This window comes from Streptomyces sp. NPDC023481, from assembly GCF_055560195.1.
Map to the genome: position 1 here is coordinate 30,064 of NZ_JBVHJE010000026.1, position 16,621 is coordinate 46,684.

Genomic DNA, 16,621 nt, shown 5'->3' on the forward strand with positions numbered 1-16,621 from the left:
CCGACGGCCCCTCCGGGGCCCCGCCCGCCCAGGTCCGGCCGCGGTGTGCCACCGCGGGCCGGGCCCCGGGCGACCGACCGAGTCCGCGCGCTACCGAACAAGGTGAAACGGAAGTGACCAGACAAGTCCCGGTGCGCTGCGGCGACCGGTCCTACGACGTGCTCATCGGCCCCGGGGTCCGCTCCGCCCTGCCCGGGATCATCGGCCGCATCGGCGCCCGGCGCGTCGCCGTGGTCTCGGCCCGCCCCGACGCGTGGGTGCCCGACACCGGCGTGGAAACGCTGCTGCTGCCCGCCCGGGACGGCGAGCCCGACAAGAACCTCGCCACGGTCGAGGCCCTGTGCGCCGCGTTCGTGCGGTTCGGGCTGACCCGCTCCGACGCCGTCGTCTCCGTCGGCGGCGGCACCACCACGGACGTCGTCGGCCTCGCCGCCGCGCTCTACCACCGCGGGGTGCCCGTCGTCCACCTGCCGACCACCCTGCTCGCCCAGGTCGACGCCAGCGTCGGCGGCAAGACCGCCGTCAACCTGCCCGAGGGCAAGAACCTGGTCGGCGCCTACTGGCAGCCCGCCGCCGTGCTCTGCGACACCGACTACCTGACCACCCTGCCGCCCCGCGAACTGCGCAACGGCCTCGGGGAGATCGCCCGCTGCCACTTCATCGGCGCCCCCGGCCTGCACGGACTGCCCCTCGCCGAACAGATCGCGGCAAGTGTGACGCTCAAGGCGGGCATCGTCTCCGCCGACGAACGCGACACCGGGCCACGGCACCTGCTCAACTACGGCCACACCCTCGGCCACGCCCTGGAGACGGCGACCGACTTCGCCCTCCGGCACGGCGAGGGCGTCGCCATCGGCACCGTCTTCGCGGGCCTCCTCGCCGGCACCCTCGGCCGCATCCCGCCCGCACGGGTGAGCGAACACCGGGCCGTGGTCGCCTCCTACGGCCTGCCCACCGCCCTGCCCGACGACACCGACCCCGGCACCCTGCTGGCGCTGATGCGCCGGGACAAGAAGGCCCGCTCCGGCCTCACCTTCGTCCTGGACGGCCCGGCCGGCGCCGAACTCGTCGCCGACGTGCCCGAACAGGCCGTGGCCGACGCCCTCGCCCGGATGGAGCGCGCCCCCCTCGGCGGGCTCGTCGCCGGCGCCCCCGCCGGCGTCGCGGGAACGGAGGCGGCGGTGACATGACGTACTCCCCACGGTGGCCGCCCGACACCCCCGGGCGGATCCGGCGGCGGACGGTCGAGCACCACCTCGCCGACCGGCTCGAAGCGGCCCTGGCCAGGCCCGCCGCGCAACAACCCGGCTGGCCGGACCCGGACCGGGCCCGGGTCGTGGTCCGCCGGCTCACCGCCGGCGACCCCCTCGTCACACCCGCCGAGACCCGGCGGCTGCTCGACCGGCTCGGCGCCGTCGCCCGCGGCGAAGCCCTGCTGCTCCAGTCCGGCGACTGCGCGGAAACCTTCGCCGAGACCACCGGGCCCCACCTGCGGGCCAACCTCGGCCTGCTCCGGCGGATGGCGCTGGTCCTCACCCACGGTGCCGGCCTGCCCGTGGTCACCGTGGCCCGCGCCGCCGGACAGTACGCCAAGCCCCGCTCCGCCGCCGTCGGCGCCGACGGACTGCCCGTCTACCGGGGCGACATCATCAACTCCGCCGAGGCGACCGCGGCCGCCCGCACCCCCGACCCCGAACGCATGGCCCGGGCCCACGCCCACGCAGGCGAGGCGATGACCGTCGTACGACGGCTCTCCCGCGGCGACCTCGCCGACGCGCACGCCCTGCACGAGGAGAACCGGCACTTCGTCAGCACCGCGCCCGGCGGCCGCCCGCACACGGCACGGGCCGCGGAGATCGGCCGCGGGCTGCGCTTCATGACCGGTATCGGCGCCCCCGCCCCACGGCTCGGCGAGATCTGGACCAGCCACGAGGCCCTGCTCCTCGACTACGAACGCACCCAGCTGTGGATCGACACCGACGGCCCCGAACCCCGGCTGTCCAGCGGCCTCGCCCACTTCCTGTGGATCGGCGAGCGCACCCGGCACCCCGACGGCGCGCACATCGCCTTCGCCGAACTCCTGGCCAACCCCATCGGCGTGAAGATCGGCCCCGGCACCACCCCGGAACAGGCCGTGGAGTACGTACGCCGCCTCGACCCGCACGGCGTGCCCGGCCGGCTCACCCTGATCAGCCGGATGGGCCACGACCGGGTCCGCGAGGTGCTCCCGCCGATCGTGGAGAAGGTCACCGCCTCCGGCCGCCAGGTGATCTGGCAGTGCGACCCCATGCACGGCAACTCCCGCACCACCGCCACCGGTTACAAGACACGGTGCTACGACCACATCCTCGCCGAGATCACCGGCTTCCTGGAGGTGCACCGGGCGCTCGGCACCCACCCCGGCGGCCTGCACCTGGAGGCGACCGGCGAGGACGTCACCGAGTGCACCGGCGGGGCCCGCGGCCTCACCGAGGAGGACCTGCCCACCCGCTACCGCACCGCCTGCGACCCCCGGCTCAACGCCGAACAGTCCATGGAACTCGCCTTCGCGGTCGCCGAGTTGTACGCGACCGGGGCGGCGCCCGGCACGGAGGCACGACGATGACCGACACCCCCCGGCAGACCCTGGTCAGCGGAACCACCCGGCTCTACGCCGTCCTCGGCGACCCGGTCGCCCAGGTCCAGTCGCCCGGACTGCTCAACCCGCTCTTCGCCCGCCTCGGCATCGACGCCGTGCTCGTCCCCGTGCACGTCCGCCCCGCCGACCTGGAGACGGTCGTCCGGGGCCTGCAACACATCGGCAACCTCGACGGCCTGTTCGTCACCGTCCCGCACAAGACGACCGCCGCCCGGCTCGCCGACCGGCGCAGTCCCACCGTCGAGATCACCGGCAGCGCCAACGCGCTGCGCCGCGAAGACGACGGCACCTGGCTAGCCGAGAACTTCGACGGCTCCGGCTTCGTGTCCGGCCTCGCCCAGGCCGGACACCAGCCCAAGGGCGCCCGCGTGGCCCTGGCCGGCGCGGGCGGCGCCGGCAGCGCCATCGCGGCGGCCCTGCTCGACGCCGGCGTGGACCATCTGACCGTCACCGACCCCGACACCCCCAAGCTGACCACGCTCGTCGGCCGGCTCGCCGCCCACTGGCCCGGCCGGGTCCGCGCCGCCGCCGAACCACCCCTGGCCGACAGCGACATCGCCGTCAACGCCACCCCGCTCGGCCTGCGCCCCGACGACCCGCTGCCCTTCGCCCCGCACACGCTGCCGCCCGGCGCGGTCGTCGCCGACATCATCATGAAACCCCGCGACACCCGGCTGCTGCGCGAGGCCGCCGCCCACGGACTCGCCGTGCACCACGGACACCACATGCTCACCGGTCAACTCGACTCCTACCGCGCGTTCTTCGGACTGCGCACGCCCTGACCTGCCGCCACCGGCGACTACCAGACCGAGGGATGTCAGGCCCGGCACACCGCGTCCTAGTCTGAGGACGGCCAGCACTGCGCACCGTCCGGACCGGCTCTGTCGCCCCCTCGCCTCGCCCGCTCACTCCCGCCCAGCCCGTTCCCGACGGAGATTTGGAGAACCATGAACGCGCGACCGGCACCGGAATTCCCCACGTGGCCGCAGTACGACGACGCCGAGCGGACCGGACTGATCCGGGCCCTGGAACAGGGCCAGTGGTGGCGCATGGGCGGGGAGGAAGTCGACTCCTTCGAAAGCGAGTTCGCCGACTTCCACGGCGCCCCGCACGCCCTCGCCGTCACCAACGGCACCCACGCCCTCGAACTCGCCCTCCAGGTCATGGGCGTCGGCCCGGGCACCGAGGTGATCGTGCCGGCCTTCACCTTCATCTCCTCCTCCCAGGCCGCCCAGCGCATCGGCGCGGTCGCCGTCCCCGTCGACGTCGACCCGGACACCTACAACATCGACGTCACCGCGACGGCCGCCGCCGTCACCCCGCGCACCCGGGCGATCATGCCCGTGCACATGGCCGGTCTGATGGCCGACATGGACGCCCTCGGCAAGCTCTCCGCCGACACCGGCGTCCCGATCCTCCAGGACGCGGCCCACGCCCAGGGCGCCCGCTGGCAGGGCAAACGGGTCGGCGAACTCGGCACCGTCGCCGCGTTCTCCTTCCAGAACGGCAAACTGATGACCGCCGGCGAGGGCGGCGCCGTCCTGTTCCCCGACAGCGACCTGTACGAGTCGGCGTTCCTGCGGCACAGCTGCGGCCGGCCCCGCACCGACCGGCACTACCTGCACCAGGTCTCCGGCACCAACATGCGGCTGGGCGAGTTCTCCGCCGCCGTGCTGCGCGCCCAGCTGCGCCGCCTGCCCGCCCAGACCGCCCTGCGCGACCGGCGGTGGGCGCTGCTGTCCCGGCTGCTCGACGCCGTCGACGGGGTCGTACCGCAGGGCGGTGACGTCCGCGCCGACCAGAACACCCACTACATGGCGATGTTCCGGCTGCCCGGCATCGCCGAGGACGACCGCAACGCCCTCGTCGACCGGCTGGTCGCGGCCGGGCTGCCCGCCTTCGCCGGGTTCCGCGCCGTATACCGCACCAACGCCTTCTGGGAGGTCGGCGCCCCCGACGAGACCCTGGAGCAGATCGCCGAGCGCTGCCCGAACACCGAGGCCATCAGCGCCGACTGCGTCTGGCTGCACCACCGGGTGCTCCTCGCCGCCGAACGGGACCTGGAGCTGACGGCCGAGATCATCGCGGACGCAGTGGCCGCCGTATGAGCGTGCGGGCCGCCGTGGTGGGGCTCGGCTGGGCGGGGCGGGAGCTGTGGCTGCCCCGCCTGCGGTCCCACCCGGCCTTCGACCTGGTCGCCGTGGTCGACCCCGACCCGGCTGCGCGGGCCGCCGTCGGCGCGGCGACGGGCGCCCCCGCCCACGCCACGCCGGACGCCCTCGACGCCCGGTCGGTGGACCTCGCCGTCGTCGCCGTACCCAACCACCTGCACACCACCGTCGCCGCCGGCCTGCTCGGCCGGGGCGTGTCCGTGTTCCTGGAGAAACCGGTGTGCCTGTCCAGCGACGAAGCCGACGTCCTGGCCGCGGTCGAACGGACCGGCGGCCTGCTGCTGGCCGGCAGCGCCGCCCGGCACCGTGCCGACGTCCGCGAACTCGCGGCCTTGCTCCCCGAGTTGGGACGGATACGGCATGTCGACCTGGCCTGGGTGCGGGCCCGCGGAGTACCGCGGGCGGGTGGCTGGTTCACCCGGCGCAGCGAGGCCGGCGGCGGCGCCTTGGTCGACCTCGGCTGGCACCTCCTGGACACCCTGACCGCGCTGCTCGGGCCCTCCCCGGTCCGCCAGGCCGTCGGCGCCGTCTCGGACGACTTCCTCAACGCCGGTGCGTGGTCGGCCGCTTGGCGCCGCGAGCAGCCGGCCGCCGCCCTCACCGGCGACGTCGAGGACACCGCCCGCGGATTCCTGCTCCGCGAGGACGGCATCTCCGTCTCCCTGCGGGTCAGTTGGGCCTCGCACGAGGCGACGGACCTCTCCCTGATCCGCATCGAGGGCAGCACCGGCACCGCCGAACTGCGCTGCACCTTCGGCTTCAGCCCCAACCGGCAGCCCGAGCCCGTGCTGACCCTCACCCGGGAGGGCACCACCCGCCGGGTGCCGGTACCCGCCGAACCCGTCGGCGCGGAGTACGGCCGCCAGCTGGACGGCGTACCGGCCCTCCTCGCCGACCCCGCCGGCCGGGGCCGGGCCGTCGCCGAGGCGCGGACCACCGTACGGCTCATGGAGCGGCTCTACGCCTCCGCCCGGGCCGGCCGCGACGGGCCGCACGAGCCCGTGTACCAGCAGACCACCAGCAGATGAGGACCCCATGACAGTCCACTCGACCGACCGGCCCCCCACCCCGGCCGGCCTCCTGACGACGCCCCTGCGGGCGGTCGTCTTCGACCTGGACGGGGTGATCGTCGACAGCTTCGCGGTCATGCGGGAGGCCTTCGCGGTCGCCTACGCGGAGGTCGTCGGCGACGGCCCCGCCCCGTTCGAGGAGTACGTGCGCCACCAGGGCCGCTACTTCCCCGACATCATGCGGATCATGGGGCTGCCGCTGGAGATGGAGGAACCCTTCGTCCGCGAGAGCTACCGGCTCGCCCACCGCGTGGAGGTCTTCGACGGCGTCCTCGAACTGCTGCTGACCCTCCGGGTGCGCGGCCTGAGGCTGGCCGTGGCCACCGGCAAGGCCGGCGACCGCGCCCGCTCACTGCTCGACGGGCTCGGCCTGCTGCCGTTCTTCGAGCACGTCATCGGCTCCGACGAGGTGGCCCGGCCCAAGCCCGCCCCGGACATCGTGCGCCGCGCGCTGGAACTGCTGGACGTGCCGCCCGAGCAGGCCCTCATGGTCGGCGACGCCCCCACCGACCTGGCCAGCGCCCAGGGCGCCGGCATCGCCTCGGCCGCCGCGCTGTGGGTCGGCCCCGACGAGGAGGAACTGCTCGCCGCCGGACCCGACGCGGTGCTGCGCCGCCCCGGCGACCTGCTCGCCCTGTGCCCCGCCGTGCCGGGCGACTGAGCGTGCCCGCCGCGCCGGCCTACCTGGGCATCGATGTCGGCGGCACCAAGGTCGCCTTCCGCGCGGAGCGGGCCGACGGCCGCACCACGGAGTCCGCCTTCACCTGGGGCCCGCACCGGGACGCCGACCGCGACCTGGCCCGACTCGCCGCGCACCTGGCGGAGTTCCCCGGTACTGCGGACGTCGGAGCCGTCGGCGTGGCCATGCCTGCCACCGTCGGCCCCGACGAACGGATCACCGCCTGGCCCAGCCGCCCCGCCTGGACCGGGCTCGCCCTGGGCCCCGCCCTGCGCGCCCTGTTCCCCGGGGCGCGGGTCGCCTGGGCCGACGACGGCGACCTCGGCGCCCTCGCCGAGGCGGACGCGGCACACTGCCCGGACCTCCTCTACGTCGGCGTCGGCACCGGGATCGGCGGCGGACTCGTGCTGAACGGTGCCCTGTGCCCGGGCCCCGCCCGTGGTTCCTTCGAGATCGGCCACCTCGTCGTCGACCGGGACGGCCCCGAGTGCGTCTGCGGCCGCCGCGGCTGCCTCCAGGCGACCGCGTCCGGCCCGGCCACCCTGGCCCACGCCACCGCCCTGCGGGGCACCCCGGTCACCTTCGACGCACTCCGCCACGGCCTGGGCGGCCGGCAGCCCTGGGCCGTCGCCGCACTGGACCGCACGGCCCGCGCCCTCGCCACGGCCATCACCGGCGTCGGCGAGCTCCTCCACCCCGAACGCGCCGTCCTGGGCGGCGGCTTCGCCGAGAAGATCCCGGCCCTCCTGGAAGCCACCACCACCCACCTGGCCGCACTGTCCCGCCCAGGCCACCCCACCCCCGCCCTGACCCCGGCCCACCTGGGAGGCCTGTCATCCCTGAGGGGCGCGGTACTCCTGGCCCGCCGGCTGTAACCCCGACCGAACCCCCGCTCGCGCCTCCCGACGCCCCCGCCCCCGCCGCGCCCACCGCTGCCCGGCACATCCGGCGGACCCGTTCGGCGCGTAGGCCCCGTCTCCCTCAGCCCGCGCGGCCCGCGTTCACCGGTGCCGGGGCGGTCAGCTGGGTGCGCAGGTCGTCCACCAGGGCGTTCAGGCCGGCCGGGTCGGCCGCTGTGCCGAAGACGTGGTAGTCGGGGCGTACCAGCAGGGCGGTCGCGCCGTAGCGGTCGAGGTAGGCGCGCAGCACCCCGTCGGCGTCCACCGCGTCCACCGCGTCGGCCGTACCGTCGTACGACGTGCCCGCCGGCCACAGGCGGACCACCCCCGCGCCCACCTCCCGCATGAAGGCCAGCCGGTCCGGGCTGAGGGCCGGCTCCGTTCCGGACGTGGTGTACAGGACGAATCCGCGGCCCACCGGGTCCTCCAGCGGCGCCCCGGACGGCCCGAGCAGCCGGCCGTGCGGCAGGACCTCGCCCGCCGGCGGCACCCGGGTGTCCGTGCCGGCACCCGTCGGGCGGTGCAGCAGGCCGCAGGTGACCGGCCGCGCCGGATCCGGTCGGCCCGGCCCCCGCCCGCGCCGGTTCGCCAGCACCGTCGCGTCCCGTTCCGCCGCGGCCGCCGCGTCCGTCACACAGATCAGCCGCCCCAGCTGGACCGACGACAGGATCGACTCGCGGACCTGCGCCCTGCGCTCCTCGGTGTAGCCGTCCAGCAGGGACTCGGGCGCGGTCCCGCGCAGCACCAGGTCCAGCCGCCACGCCAGGCCGGTCACGTCCCGGATGCCCGAGCACATGCCCTGCCCGGCGAACGGCGGCATCAGATGGGCCGCGTCCCCGGCCAGCAGCACATGGCCCGCCCGCCACTCGTCGGCCCACCGCGCCTGGAAGATGTACGTGGTGCTGCGCAGCAGCCGCGCGGTGTCCGGGGTGACACCGAACGGCGCCAGCAGCCGCCACGCGGTCTCCTCCCGGTTCAGGTCGGCCGCCCGCTCACCCGGCAGCCGCATGAACTCCCAGCGCCGGTGCCCCGGCCCGCTCCCGACCAGCGTGGTCGGCCGCGCCGGATCGCACAGCTGCACATTGGTCGGCACGAACGCGCGCGGCTCGCGCAACTCCACGTCGCACAGCAGCCACTCGTAGGAGAACCCGAGGTCGGTGACGGACACGCCCATCCGGTCCCTCACGAAGCTGTTGGCGCCGTCGCAGCCGACGACCCAGCGCGCCGTGAACGCCTCCGCCGTCCCCGCGTCGTCCTCGGCGGTCACCGTCACCCCGTCCGGCCCGTCGGCGACGTCCACGACCCGGCGGTCCCGCAGCACCGTGATGCCGGGCAGCCGCGCGGCGCGGGCGGCGAGGACCTCCTCCAGCGCCGGCTGGTGCATGGTGTTGGCGTCGGGCCAGCCGTACGGCCCCTCGGTGGTGAACTCGATGTCCAGCAGCGTCCCGCCGTCCGCCGTACGCCACTGGTAGCCGGTGCCCGGCTCGGTGATCCGGCCCAGCTCCCCGGCGATGCCGGTACCGGCCAGCAGCCGGGCGGTCTCCCCGTCGAAACTCGTCGCCCGGGGCAGCGTGTACGGCCGCCGCCGGCGTTCGAGCACGGTCACCCGCCAGCCGCGCTGCGCCAGCAGCACGGACAGCACCGAGCCGGCCGGCCCGTACCCGACGACGAGTACGTCCGCCCCCGGCCCCGGCCGCGGCGAACCGGCGGACGTCATCGGGTCGTCGGTGGGCACAACGGACATGGAAACCCCCTCGGTGCGGCCCGGCCGGCGGGCCCTGCTCGGGCGACTCGTGGTGAGCGTACGGCCCGGCGGCCGACCGTGGCCGGGATCCGCACGCGGGCTATCAGGTTGGGGGATACCGGCCCCGCTCCGGCGCGGCCTACTCTGCCGAAGTCCCGTACCAGACGCTGATCCCCGTTCGTCCCCGACGTGAAAGCGAGCCCTTCGGCATGCCTGGAGCAACGGCACGGTTCGAGAAGTGGGTCAGCGTCTTCCGCCCCTCACCGGACAGCGCGGTACGGCTCGTCTGCCTGCCGCATGCCGGCGGCTCGGCGAGCTTCTTCTTCCCGGTCGCCACGGCCCTCGCGCCCGCGGTGGAGGTCCTCGCCGTCCAGTACCCGGGCCGGCAGACGCGCCGGCACGAACCCGGCATCGACAACATCCCCGAGTACGCCGACGAGATCTTCGCGGCCCTGCGCCACCTGGACGACCGGCCGCTCGCCCTGTTCGGGCACAGCATGGGCGCCGTCCTCGCCTACGAGGTGGCCCTGCGCATGCGCGAGGCGCAACTGCCCTCCCCGGTACGGCTGTTCGCCTCCGGTCGCCGCGCCCCCTCCCGGTACCGCGACGAGCACGTGCACGACGCGACCGACGAGGAGGTGCTGGCCGAACTGCGCACCCTGAGCGGCCCGAACCAGGCCGCCCTCGCCGACCCCGAGGTGCTGGCCATGTTCCTGCCGGCGATCCGCAGCGACTACACCGCCATCGAGGGCTACCGGCACGACCCCGGCCGGCTGCTCGACTGCCCCGTGACCGTGCTGACCGGCGACGCCGACCCCCGCACCACCCTCGACGAGGCACACGCCTGGGAGGAGCACACCACCGGCCCGACCGACGTACACGTCTTCCCGGGCGGCCACTTCTTCCACGTCGAACGCGGCGCCGAGGTCATCGCGCTGCTGTCCCGCAGCCTCACCGGCCACGCGGCCGGCACCACCCGCTGACCCCACCGACCGCTCCCGACGAGGGAAGAGCCCGTGACGCTCGCCGACCCGGTGCCCACCATGGCCCCGCACTCGCTCCTGGTCTTCCTCCTCCAACTCGCCTTCCTGCTGCTGTTCGCCCTCGTCCTGGGCCGGCTCGCCGAGCGCTTCCGGATGCCGGCGGTCGTCGGCGAGCTGTGCGCGGGCCTGCTGCTCGGCCCGTCCGTGCTCCAGCACGCGCTGCCCGGCTTCTCCGCGTGGCTGCTGCCCCGGCAGCCGGAACAGATGCACCTGCTGGACGCCACCGGTCAGCTCGGCGTGCTGCTCCTCGTCGGAGTCACCGGCGCGGAACTGAACTTCGGCCTGGTCCGCAAGCGCGGGGTCACCGCCGCCCGGGTCAGCATCGCCGGCCTGGTGCTGCCCCTCGGCCTCGGCATCGCCACCGGCTTCGCCCTGCGCGGTGTCCTCCTGCCCGACGGCGTCGACCCCACGGTGTTCGCGTTCTTCCTCGGTGTCGCGATGTGCGTCACCGCGATCCCGGTGATCGCCAAGACCCTCCTCGACATGAAGCTGCTGCACCGCGACATCGGCCAGTTGATCCTGTCCGCCGGTGTCGTGGACGACATCGTCGGCTGGTTCCTGCTCTCCGTGGTCTCCGCGATGGCCACCGCCGGACTCACCGCGGGTGTCATGGCGACCTCCGTGCTCTACCCGGTCGGTGTCGTGCTGTTCGCCGTCCTCGTCGGCCGCCCGCTGGTGGGTGCCGCGCTGCGGCTGGCCGGCCGCGCCGAGGGCTCCGCACCCACGATCACGACCGTCGTCGTCCTGGTCCTGTCCGGGGCCGCGGCCACCCAGGCCATGAAGCTGGAAGCGATCTTCGGCGCCTTCGTCTGCGGTGTGCTGGTCGGCACCAGCAAGGACCTGGACCGGGCGAAGCTGGAACCGCTGAAGACGACCGTACTGGCCTTCCTCGCCCCGCTGTTCTTCGCCACCGCCGGGCTGCGGATGGACCTCACCGGCCTGCGCCACCCTGCCGTGCTCGCGGCCGCCCTCGCCGTGCTCGCCGTCGCCGTCCTCGGCAAGTTCTCCGGCGCCTTCCTCGGCGCCCGGTTCAGCCGCCTCAACCGCTGGGAGGCGCTCGCCCTCGGCGCCGGCATGAACTGCCGTGGCGTGGTCGAGGTCGTCGTCGCCATGACCGGCCTGCGCCTGGGCGTCCTGGACACCGACGCCTACACCATCATCGTCCTGGTCGCCATCGCGACCTCGCTGATGACACCGCCCGTCCTCCGGCTCGCGATGACCCGCGCCGAGGAACTCGCCGACGCCGGGCTCATCTTGGAGGACGCGTCCCCGCGCGACCCCGGGCGGTCCGGCGCACCCGACCGTCCCGACCGTGAGGTGACCCCATGAGCATCCTGCTCCTGCTGAACGGCCCCAACCTCGGCATCCTGGGGCGCCGCGAGCCGGAGATCTACGGCACCGACACCCTCGCCGACATCGAGAAGGCCGTCGCCGCCGAAGTGAGCGGCGCCGGCTGGGAGGTGCTCTCCCTCCAGCACGACTCCGAGGGCGACCTGGTGCGCGACCTCCACCGGCACCACTTCGACACCGTCGGCGCCGTCGTCAACCCCGGCGCGCTGATGATCGCCGGCTGGAGCCTGCGCGACGCCCTCGCCGCCTACCCGCAGCCCTGGATCGAGGTGCACCTGAGCAACGTGTGGGCCCGCGAGCAGTTCCGGCACGAGTCCGTGATCGCCCCGCTCGCCTCCGGTGTCGTCGTGGGCCTCGGCTCCCTGGGCTACCGGCTGGCCGCGCGTGCCCTGCTGGAACTGGCGGGGGCGAACGGCCGACCACGGACCGACCACTGACTGATCACTGATCACAGACCACCGACGGGCCGCTGACGGATCGCTGACCACGGGCGAACCGCCTCCCGCCGCGCCCACACCCTCACCGCACCCGTGTCGCGAAAGGACACCGCTCATGAAGCTCGCCCTGCACGAGGCCGGCGACGGCGACCGGACGGTGCTGCTCGTCCACGGCGTGATGTCGTCGGCGGACACCTGGCGCCGGGTGGCACCGGCCCTCGTGGAGCGCGGCTACCGCGTGCTCATGCCGGACCTGCGCGGCCACGGGGACAGCCCGCACGCCGACGAGTACACGCCCGAACTGCTCGCGGCCGACCTCGTGGAGACCGTCCCCGCCGGCGTCGACCTGGCCCTCGCCCACTCCTTCGGCGCGCCCGTGCTCGCCCTCGCGGTCGCCGGCCTGCGCCCGGCCCGGGTCGTCTACAGCGACCCCGCGTGGAAGCTCGGCGTCAAATCCGTCGACGAGGTACGGGAGTTCGCGCAGGCCACCAAGTCCGCCATCGCCGAGAGCATCCGGCAGCTGTGCCCCCGCTGGCTGCCCGAGGACATCGAGGCGGAGCTGGCCGGATACGCCCGCTGGGACGTCCGGGCCATCGAGTGGCTGCGCAGCGACCGGGACCTGATCCCCGCGCGCGCCGAGGTGCCCTCGCTCGTCCAGGGCGCCGGCGACCACCACCTCGTACCGGACGAGCTGGCCGAACGGCTCCGCGCGCGCGGCTTCGAGGTGGTGTACGTCCCGGACACCGGGCACTGCGTCCACCGCGACGATCTCGACGGCTTCCTGAAGTCGCTGGACGGCTGGCTGTGACCGCGGGGGCGGGACCCCCGGCCGGCGCCCCGCCCCGTGTTAGGTTCCTCCCATGGACGCAGGTCACCTCACGCGGGTGGAGACGGCGAACACCACGGCCGCCGACCCGGCACCCCCCGCGCTGCACGGCTCGTTCACGGTCGACCTGGACTTCACGGTGCCGCGCGCCGAGGTGTTCCGCGGTTTCGCCGACCCCTCCCTGCGGCGCCGCTGGTTCCGGCTTCCCGGCCGGTCCGCCACCGCCCGGCACGAGCTGGACTTCCGGGTCGGCGGCGAAGAGAACGCCGGCAACGTCTTCGTCTCCGGTGACGCCGAGGAACACCTCGCCTACCGCTCCCGGTTCCTGGACATCGTGCCGGACACCCGGATCGTCTACGTCTACGAGGCCGAGGTCGACGGCATCCGCCGCTGGATCTCCCTCGTCACCGTCGAACTCACCGACCGGCCCACCGGGTCCCACCTGACCTGGACCGAGCAGTACACCTGGCTCGTCCCCACCGGAGACGGCACCCAGGACGCCGCCCACCTCCGCGGCGGCACCCGCCTCCTCCTCAACGGCCTCACCGCGACAGTCGCCCCCGGCGAGCTGTTCCCCCGGTACAGGATGCCGTCCAAGTAGGCCGTCGCACCCACGAGTCCAGCCTCCGGACCCGACCAGCGGCCGTTCGGATGTCAGACCCGGCCAGTAGCGTGGTCACATGACCTCTCTCAGCCTCGCACCGTGGTCCGACCAGGGACTCGACCTGCTCCGCCGGCAGAACACCGCCGAGTCGACCGAACACCTCGGGGGCCCGGAGACCGAGGAACAGCTCCGGCGCCGCCACGAGCGGTACCTCGCGCTCGCCGACGGCCGGATGTTCCTGGTCGTACGGGACGGACAGGTCGTCGGCTCGATCGGGTACTGGCCGCGGGAGTGGGAGGGGGAGCAGGTCTACGAGACGGGCTACGGCATCCTCCCCGAGCACCGGGGCCGTGGCCTCGCGGTCGGGGCACTGCGCCTGTGCGCCGAACGGGCCGGCCGCCAGGGCGCACGCCGGTGGCTGCACGCCTTCCCCTCGGTGCACCACGACGCCTCCAACACGGTGTGCCGCAAGGCGGGCTTCGAACTGGTCGGGGAGTGCGCGTTCGAGTACCCGCCGGGGAACCCCATCCGGTCCAACAACTGGCGCCTCGAACTGACGCGGCCGACCGCCTACTGAGCGAGGGACGAACCGGCCCCCGGCCGCCCGCGCGGAACCGGCCGGCGTCGGCACCCTCCCCGCCCGCCGCCCTGACCGAAGCGATGGTCGGCCGGCGAAGCGGCTACCTCTGTTCTCCCTCGCCGCCCCGCAGGTACGCCCCCGCACGCGCTGCGGCCGCCGCGGCCTCGGCGGCCTGGTCCGCCGCGGCTTCATCGAGGGGGTCGCCGCTGGTCAGCAGGCGGTAGTAGAGCGGGGCGGAGACAGCACGGACCACCTCGCGGGCATCGGTGCCCTCGGGCAGCTCGCCCCGGTCGACGGCCTGCTGGACGCAGGGTGCCCACTCCGTGATCCGGATGTCGTAGAAGCGGTGCAGGGCCTCGGCTGTCTTCGCCTCACAGGTGGCGGCGGCGATCACCGCCTTGAACAGCGCTCCCTGCCGCGGGTCGGCCAGGGTGCGCTGCACGAGCCGGGCGTTGGCCTTGAGATCGCCGAGCAGGGAGCCGGTCTCGGTACGCGGCAGTGACTGCTCGGCCATGTCCACCAGCAGGTCGGCCACCAAGCTGGTCACCGTTCCCCAGCGGCGGTAGACAGTGGTCTTGCCCACCTCGGCACGGCGCGCGATGTCGGCGAGGTCCAGGTGGGCGAAGCCGTGCTCCGCCAAGGCGTCCCCGGCCGCCTGCAGCACCGCCGACCGCACCCGCGCCGTGCGCCCTCCAGGACGGATGGTCCCCGGATCCGCACCCTCAAACCCCATAACGGGACTCCAGTTTCATTAATTGCCCACGCCTGCTATGTTGTGGAACACATTAACGGAACTGCAGAACCGTTAGCCAGTCGGGCGGCGGGTCCAGTCAGGCAGCGAGAGAGGAACAGTCATGGAATACAGGCGGCTGGGTGCATCCGGCCTCATGGTCCCCGCACTGAGCTTCGGCGCCGGCACCTTCGGCGGCCAGGGGCCGCTGTTCGGTGCCTGGGGCAGCACCGATGCGCAAGAAGCACGCCGGCTCGTGGACATCTGCCTCGACGCCGGCCTCACGATGTTCGACACCGCCGACGTCTACTCCAGTGGGGCCTCCGAGGAGGTGCTGGGCGAAGCGATCAAGGGCCGCAGGGACCAGGTGATCGTGTCCACCAAGACCGGCCTGCCGATGGGCGACGGCCCCGGCGATGCGGGCACCTCTCGTACGCGCCTGATCAGGGCGTGCGAGGACGCCCTGCGCCGGCTCGGCACCGACTACATCGACCTGTTCCAGCTGCACGCCTTCGACGCCGGCACGCCGATCGAGGAAGTCCTGTCCACGCTCGACGATCTCGTGCGAGCAGGAAAGGTCCGCTACGTCGGCATCTCCAACTTCTCCGGCTGGCAGGCGATGAAGTCCCTCGCGAGCGCGGAGAGGTACGGCCACCCGCGCTATGCCGCGCATCAGGTCTACTACTCCCTCGTCGGCCGCGACTACGAATGGGAGCTGATGCCCCTCGGGCTCGACCAGGGCCTCGGCGCCGTCGTCTGGAGCCCGCTCGGCTGGGGACGGCTCACCGGCAAAGTCCGCCGCGGCCGGCCGCTGCCGGCCAACAGTCGGCTGCACCAGACCGCGGACTACGGCCCGCCGGTCGAGGAGGAACACCTCTACCGCGTGGTCGACGCCCTCGACGAGATCGCGCAGGAGACCGGCAAGAGCATTCCGCAGATCGCCATCAACTGGCTGCTGCAGCGACCGACCGTCTCCTCCGTCATCATCGGCGCCCGCAACGAGGTGCAGCTCCGCCAGAACCTCGGTGCCGTCGGCTGGACGCTCACGCCCGACCAGATGGCGAAGCTCGACGCGGCGAGCGACAGGACGGCGCCCTACCCGTACTTCCCCTACCAGCGCCAGGAAGGCTTCGCCCGCCTCAACCCCCCGGTCGTCGCGCCTCGGCCTGCTCCATGACATCGCCGTCGAGCCCGGAGCGCACAGCCGCGCATCCCCCACTCGTGCGCTCGTCCGTCTGCTCCCGGTGCGACCGGACTGCGCCCTACCCGGGGCCCCGCGAGGGCCCGCACGCTCGACGGCATGGGGGACGCCGACCACATCATCCCGTTGCCCGGACCCGGCCCGGACGGTTCCCGGCAGTCGCCCGCCGGTACGCCCGCGCCGTGGGAGAGCGCCGACCGCGCCCAGGCCGCCCTGGACGGCGCCACCGGCCCCGAACCGCCCCGGCCGCCGGTCTGCCCCCACTGCGGGCTCACCGGCGACCGCCGCCCCACGTACACCGGACAGCACGTCCTCCTCGAACCCCGCCTGACCGTCCCCGCCCACCTCGTACCCGGCGGCCACCGCTGGCACCTGGACAGCGACGGCACCGCCTGGAACGGCGGCCTGGACGAACCCCTGCCCGGGGCGACCTGCCGGATCCCGCACCAGCTGGCCTGCCCGGGCCTCACCCTGGACGAGATCCAGCCGTGGCGGTGGCTGACGGCGGTCCGGGAGCACAACGCGCTGGCGGCCCGGCACAGGGCCGACGAGGAGCGCGGACGGACGTTGCCGGATGCCGGGTGACACGGCAGGCGGCGCGGCTTTGGCCCCCGCTGGTCCGCCGCCCCGGGAGTGGCGGACCAGCGCC

Annotated in this window: 17 protein-coding genes; 15 read left to right on the forward strand and 2 right to left on the reverse strand. The window is 74.2% G+C overall.

The window, feature by feature from the left end; genetic code table 11:
- Window positions 1–113: 113 nt before the first annotated feature.
- The 7 genes from ACZ3ZD_RS34990 to ACZ3ZD_RS35020 all read left to right on the forward strand — a co-directional run bounded on the left by ACZ3ZD_RS34990 (window position 114) and on the right by ACZ3ZD_RS35020 (window position 7,433).
- Complete coding sequence (locus ACZ3ZD_RS34990; RefSeq protein ID WP_467406758.1) at window positions 114–1,190, forward strand: 3-dehydroquinate synthase family protein; 1,077 nt, start codon at window positions 114–116, stop codon at window positions 1,188–1,190.
- Entirely contained in the window at window positions 1,187–2,605 is a 1,419-nt protein-coding gene (locus tag ACZ3ZD_RS34995) for a 3-deoxy-7-phosphoheptulonate synthase (protein WP_467406760.1), read from the forward strand. Before ACZ3ZD_RS34990 ends, ACZ3ZD_RS34995 begins: the two co-directional genes overlap by 4 nt.
- Window positions 2,602–3,420, forward strand: coding sequence for a shikimate dehydrogenase family protein (locus ACZ3ZD_RS35000; protein WP_467406764.1), 819 nt, complete (start codon window positions 2,602–2,604; stop codon window positions 3,418–3,420). The genes ACZ3ZD_RS34995 and ACZ3ZD_RS35000 overlap by 4 nt, the downstream gene beginning before the upstream one ends.
- A gap of 165 nt (window positions 3,421–3,585) precedes the next feature.
- Complete coding sequence (gene rifK / locus ACZ3ZD_RS35005) at window positions 3,586–4,746, forward strand: 3-amino-5-hydroxybenzoate synthase (RefSeq protein WP_467406766.1); 1,161 nt, start codon at window positions 3,586–3,588, stop codon at window positions 4,744–4,746.
- Window positions 4,743–5,837 carry a Gfo/Idh/MocA family protein gene (locus ACZ3ZD_RS35010; protein WP_467406768.1) on the forward strand — a complete coding sequence of 365 codons (1,095 nt, stop codon included), beginning with the start codon at window positions 4,743–4,745 and terminating at the stop codon, window positions 5,835–5,837. Before rifK ends, ACZ3ZD_RS35010 begins: the two co-directional genes overlap by 4 nt.
- A 7-nt stretch (window positions 5,838–5,844) precedes the next feature.
- Window positions 5,845–6,540, forward strand: coding sequence for an HAD-IA family hydrolase (locus ACZ3ZD_RS35015; protein ID WP_467406769.1), 696 nt, complete (start codon window positions 5,845–5,847; stop codon window positions 6,538–6,540).
- 2 nt (window positions 6,541–6,542) lie between these two features.
- Complete coding sequence (locus tag ACZ3ZD_RS35020) at window positions 6,543–7,433, forward strand: ROK family protein (protein WP_467406773.1); 891 nt, start codon at window positions 6,543–6,545, stop codon at window positions 7,431–7,433.
- A gap of 106 nt (window positions 7,434–7,539) precedes the next feature.
- Here ACZ3ZD_RS35020 and mhpA read toward each other — a convergent pair whose 3' ends face one another.
- Complete coding sequence (gene mhpA / locus ACZ3ZD_RS35025; RefSeq protein WP_467406775.1) at window positions 7,540–9,201, reverse strand: bifunctional 3-(3-hydroxy-phenyl)propionate/3-hydroxycinnamic acid hydroxylase MhpA; 1,662 nt, start codon at window positions 9,199–9,201, stop codon at window positions 7,540–7,542.
- Between the two features lie 209 nt (window positions 9,202–9,410).
- Here mhpA and ACZ3ZD_RS35030 point away from each other — a divergent pair, with 209 nt between their 5' ends.
- The 6 genes from ACZ3ZD_RS35030 to ACZ3ZD_RS35055 all read left to right on the forward strand — a co-directional run bounded on the left by ACZ3ZD_RS35030 (window position 9,411) and on the right by ACZ3ZD_RS35055 (window position 14,038).
- On the forward strand, window positions 9,411–10,184 hold the full coding sequence (locus ACZ3ZD_RS35030) for a thioesterase II family protein (protein ID WP_467406778.1): 774 nt from the start codon (window positions 9,411–9,413) through the stop codon (window positions 10,182–10,184).
- Between the two features lie 33 nt (window positions 10,185–10,217).
- Window positions 10,218–11,573 carry a cation:proton antiporter gene (locus tag ACZ3ZD_RS35035; RefSeq protein WP_467406782.1) on the forward strand — a complete coding sequence of 452 codons (1,356 nt, stop codon included), beginning with the start codon at window positions 10,218–10,220 and terminating at the stop codon, window positions 11,571–11,573.
- Complete coding sequence (locus tag ACZ3ZD_RS35040) at window positions 11,570–12,031, forward strand: type II 3-dehydroquinate dehydratase (RefSeq protein WP_467406786.1); 462 nt, start codon at window positions 11,570–11,572, stop codon at window positions 12,029–12,031. The genes ACZ3ZD_RS35035 and ACZ3ZD_RS35040 overlap by 4 nt, the downstream gene beginning before the upstream one ends.
- A gap of 115 nt (window positions 12,032–12,146) precedes the next feature.
- On the forward strand, window positions 12,147–12,839 hold the full coding sequence (locus ACZ3ZD_RS35045) for an alpha/beta fold hydrolase (RefSeq protein WP_467406789.1): 693 nt from the start codon (window positions 12,147–12,149) through the stop codon (window positions 12,837–12,839).
- A 52-nt stretch (window positions 12,840–12,891) separates the two neighbouring features.
- On the forward strand, window positions 12,892–13,458 hold the full coding sequence (locus tag ACZ3ZD_RS35050) for an SRPBCC domain-containing protein (protein ID WP_467406793.1): 567 nt from the start codon (window positions 12,892–12,894) through the stop codon (window positions 13,456–13,458).
- Window positions 13,459–13,537: 79 nt separating this feature from the next.
- Entirely contained in the window at window positions 13,538–14,038 is a 501-nt protein-coding gene (locus ACZ3ZD_RS35055) for a GNAT family N-acetyltransferase (RefSeq protein ID WP_467406795.1), read from the forward strand.
- A gap of 103 nt (window positions 14,039–14,141) precedes the next feature.
- On the opposite strand, the gene ACZ3ZD_RS35060 is transcribed toward ACZ3ZD_RS35055, so the two are convergent.
- The gene (locus tag ACZ3ZD_RS35060; protein WP_467406799.1) at window positions 14,142–14,774 is read right to left on the reverse strand and encodes a TetR/AcrR family transcriptional regulator; all 633 of its coding nucleotides are present in this window, start codon (window positions 14,772–14,774) and stop codon (window positions 14,142–14,144) included.
- Window positions 14,775–14,895: 121 nt separating this feature from the next.
- On the opposite strand from ACZ3ZD_RS35060, the gene ACZ3ZD_RS35065 reads away from it, so the two are divergent.
- Window positions 14,896–15,948 (forward strand): aldo/keto reductase, encoded by a 1,053-nt coding sequence (locus ACZ3ZD_RS35065; RefSeq protein WP_467406803.1) that lies wholly within the window; start codon window positions 14,896–14,898, stop codon window positions 15,946–15,948.
- Between the two features lie 123 nt (window positions 15,949–16,071).
- The gene (locus ACZ3ZD_RS35070; protein WP_467406807.1) at window positions 16,072–16,557 is read left to right on the forward strand and encodes a DUF6083 domain-containing protein; all 486 of its coding nucleotides are present in this window, start codon (window positions 16,072–16,074) and stop codon (window positions 16,555–16,557) included.
- Window positions 16,558–16,621: the final 64 nt, after the last annotated feature.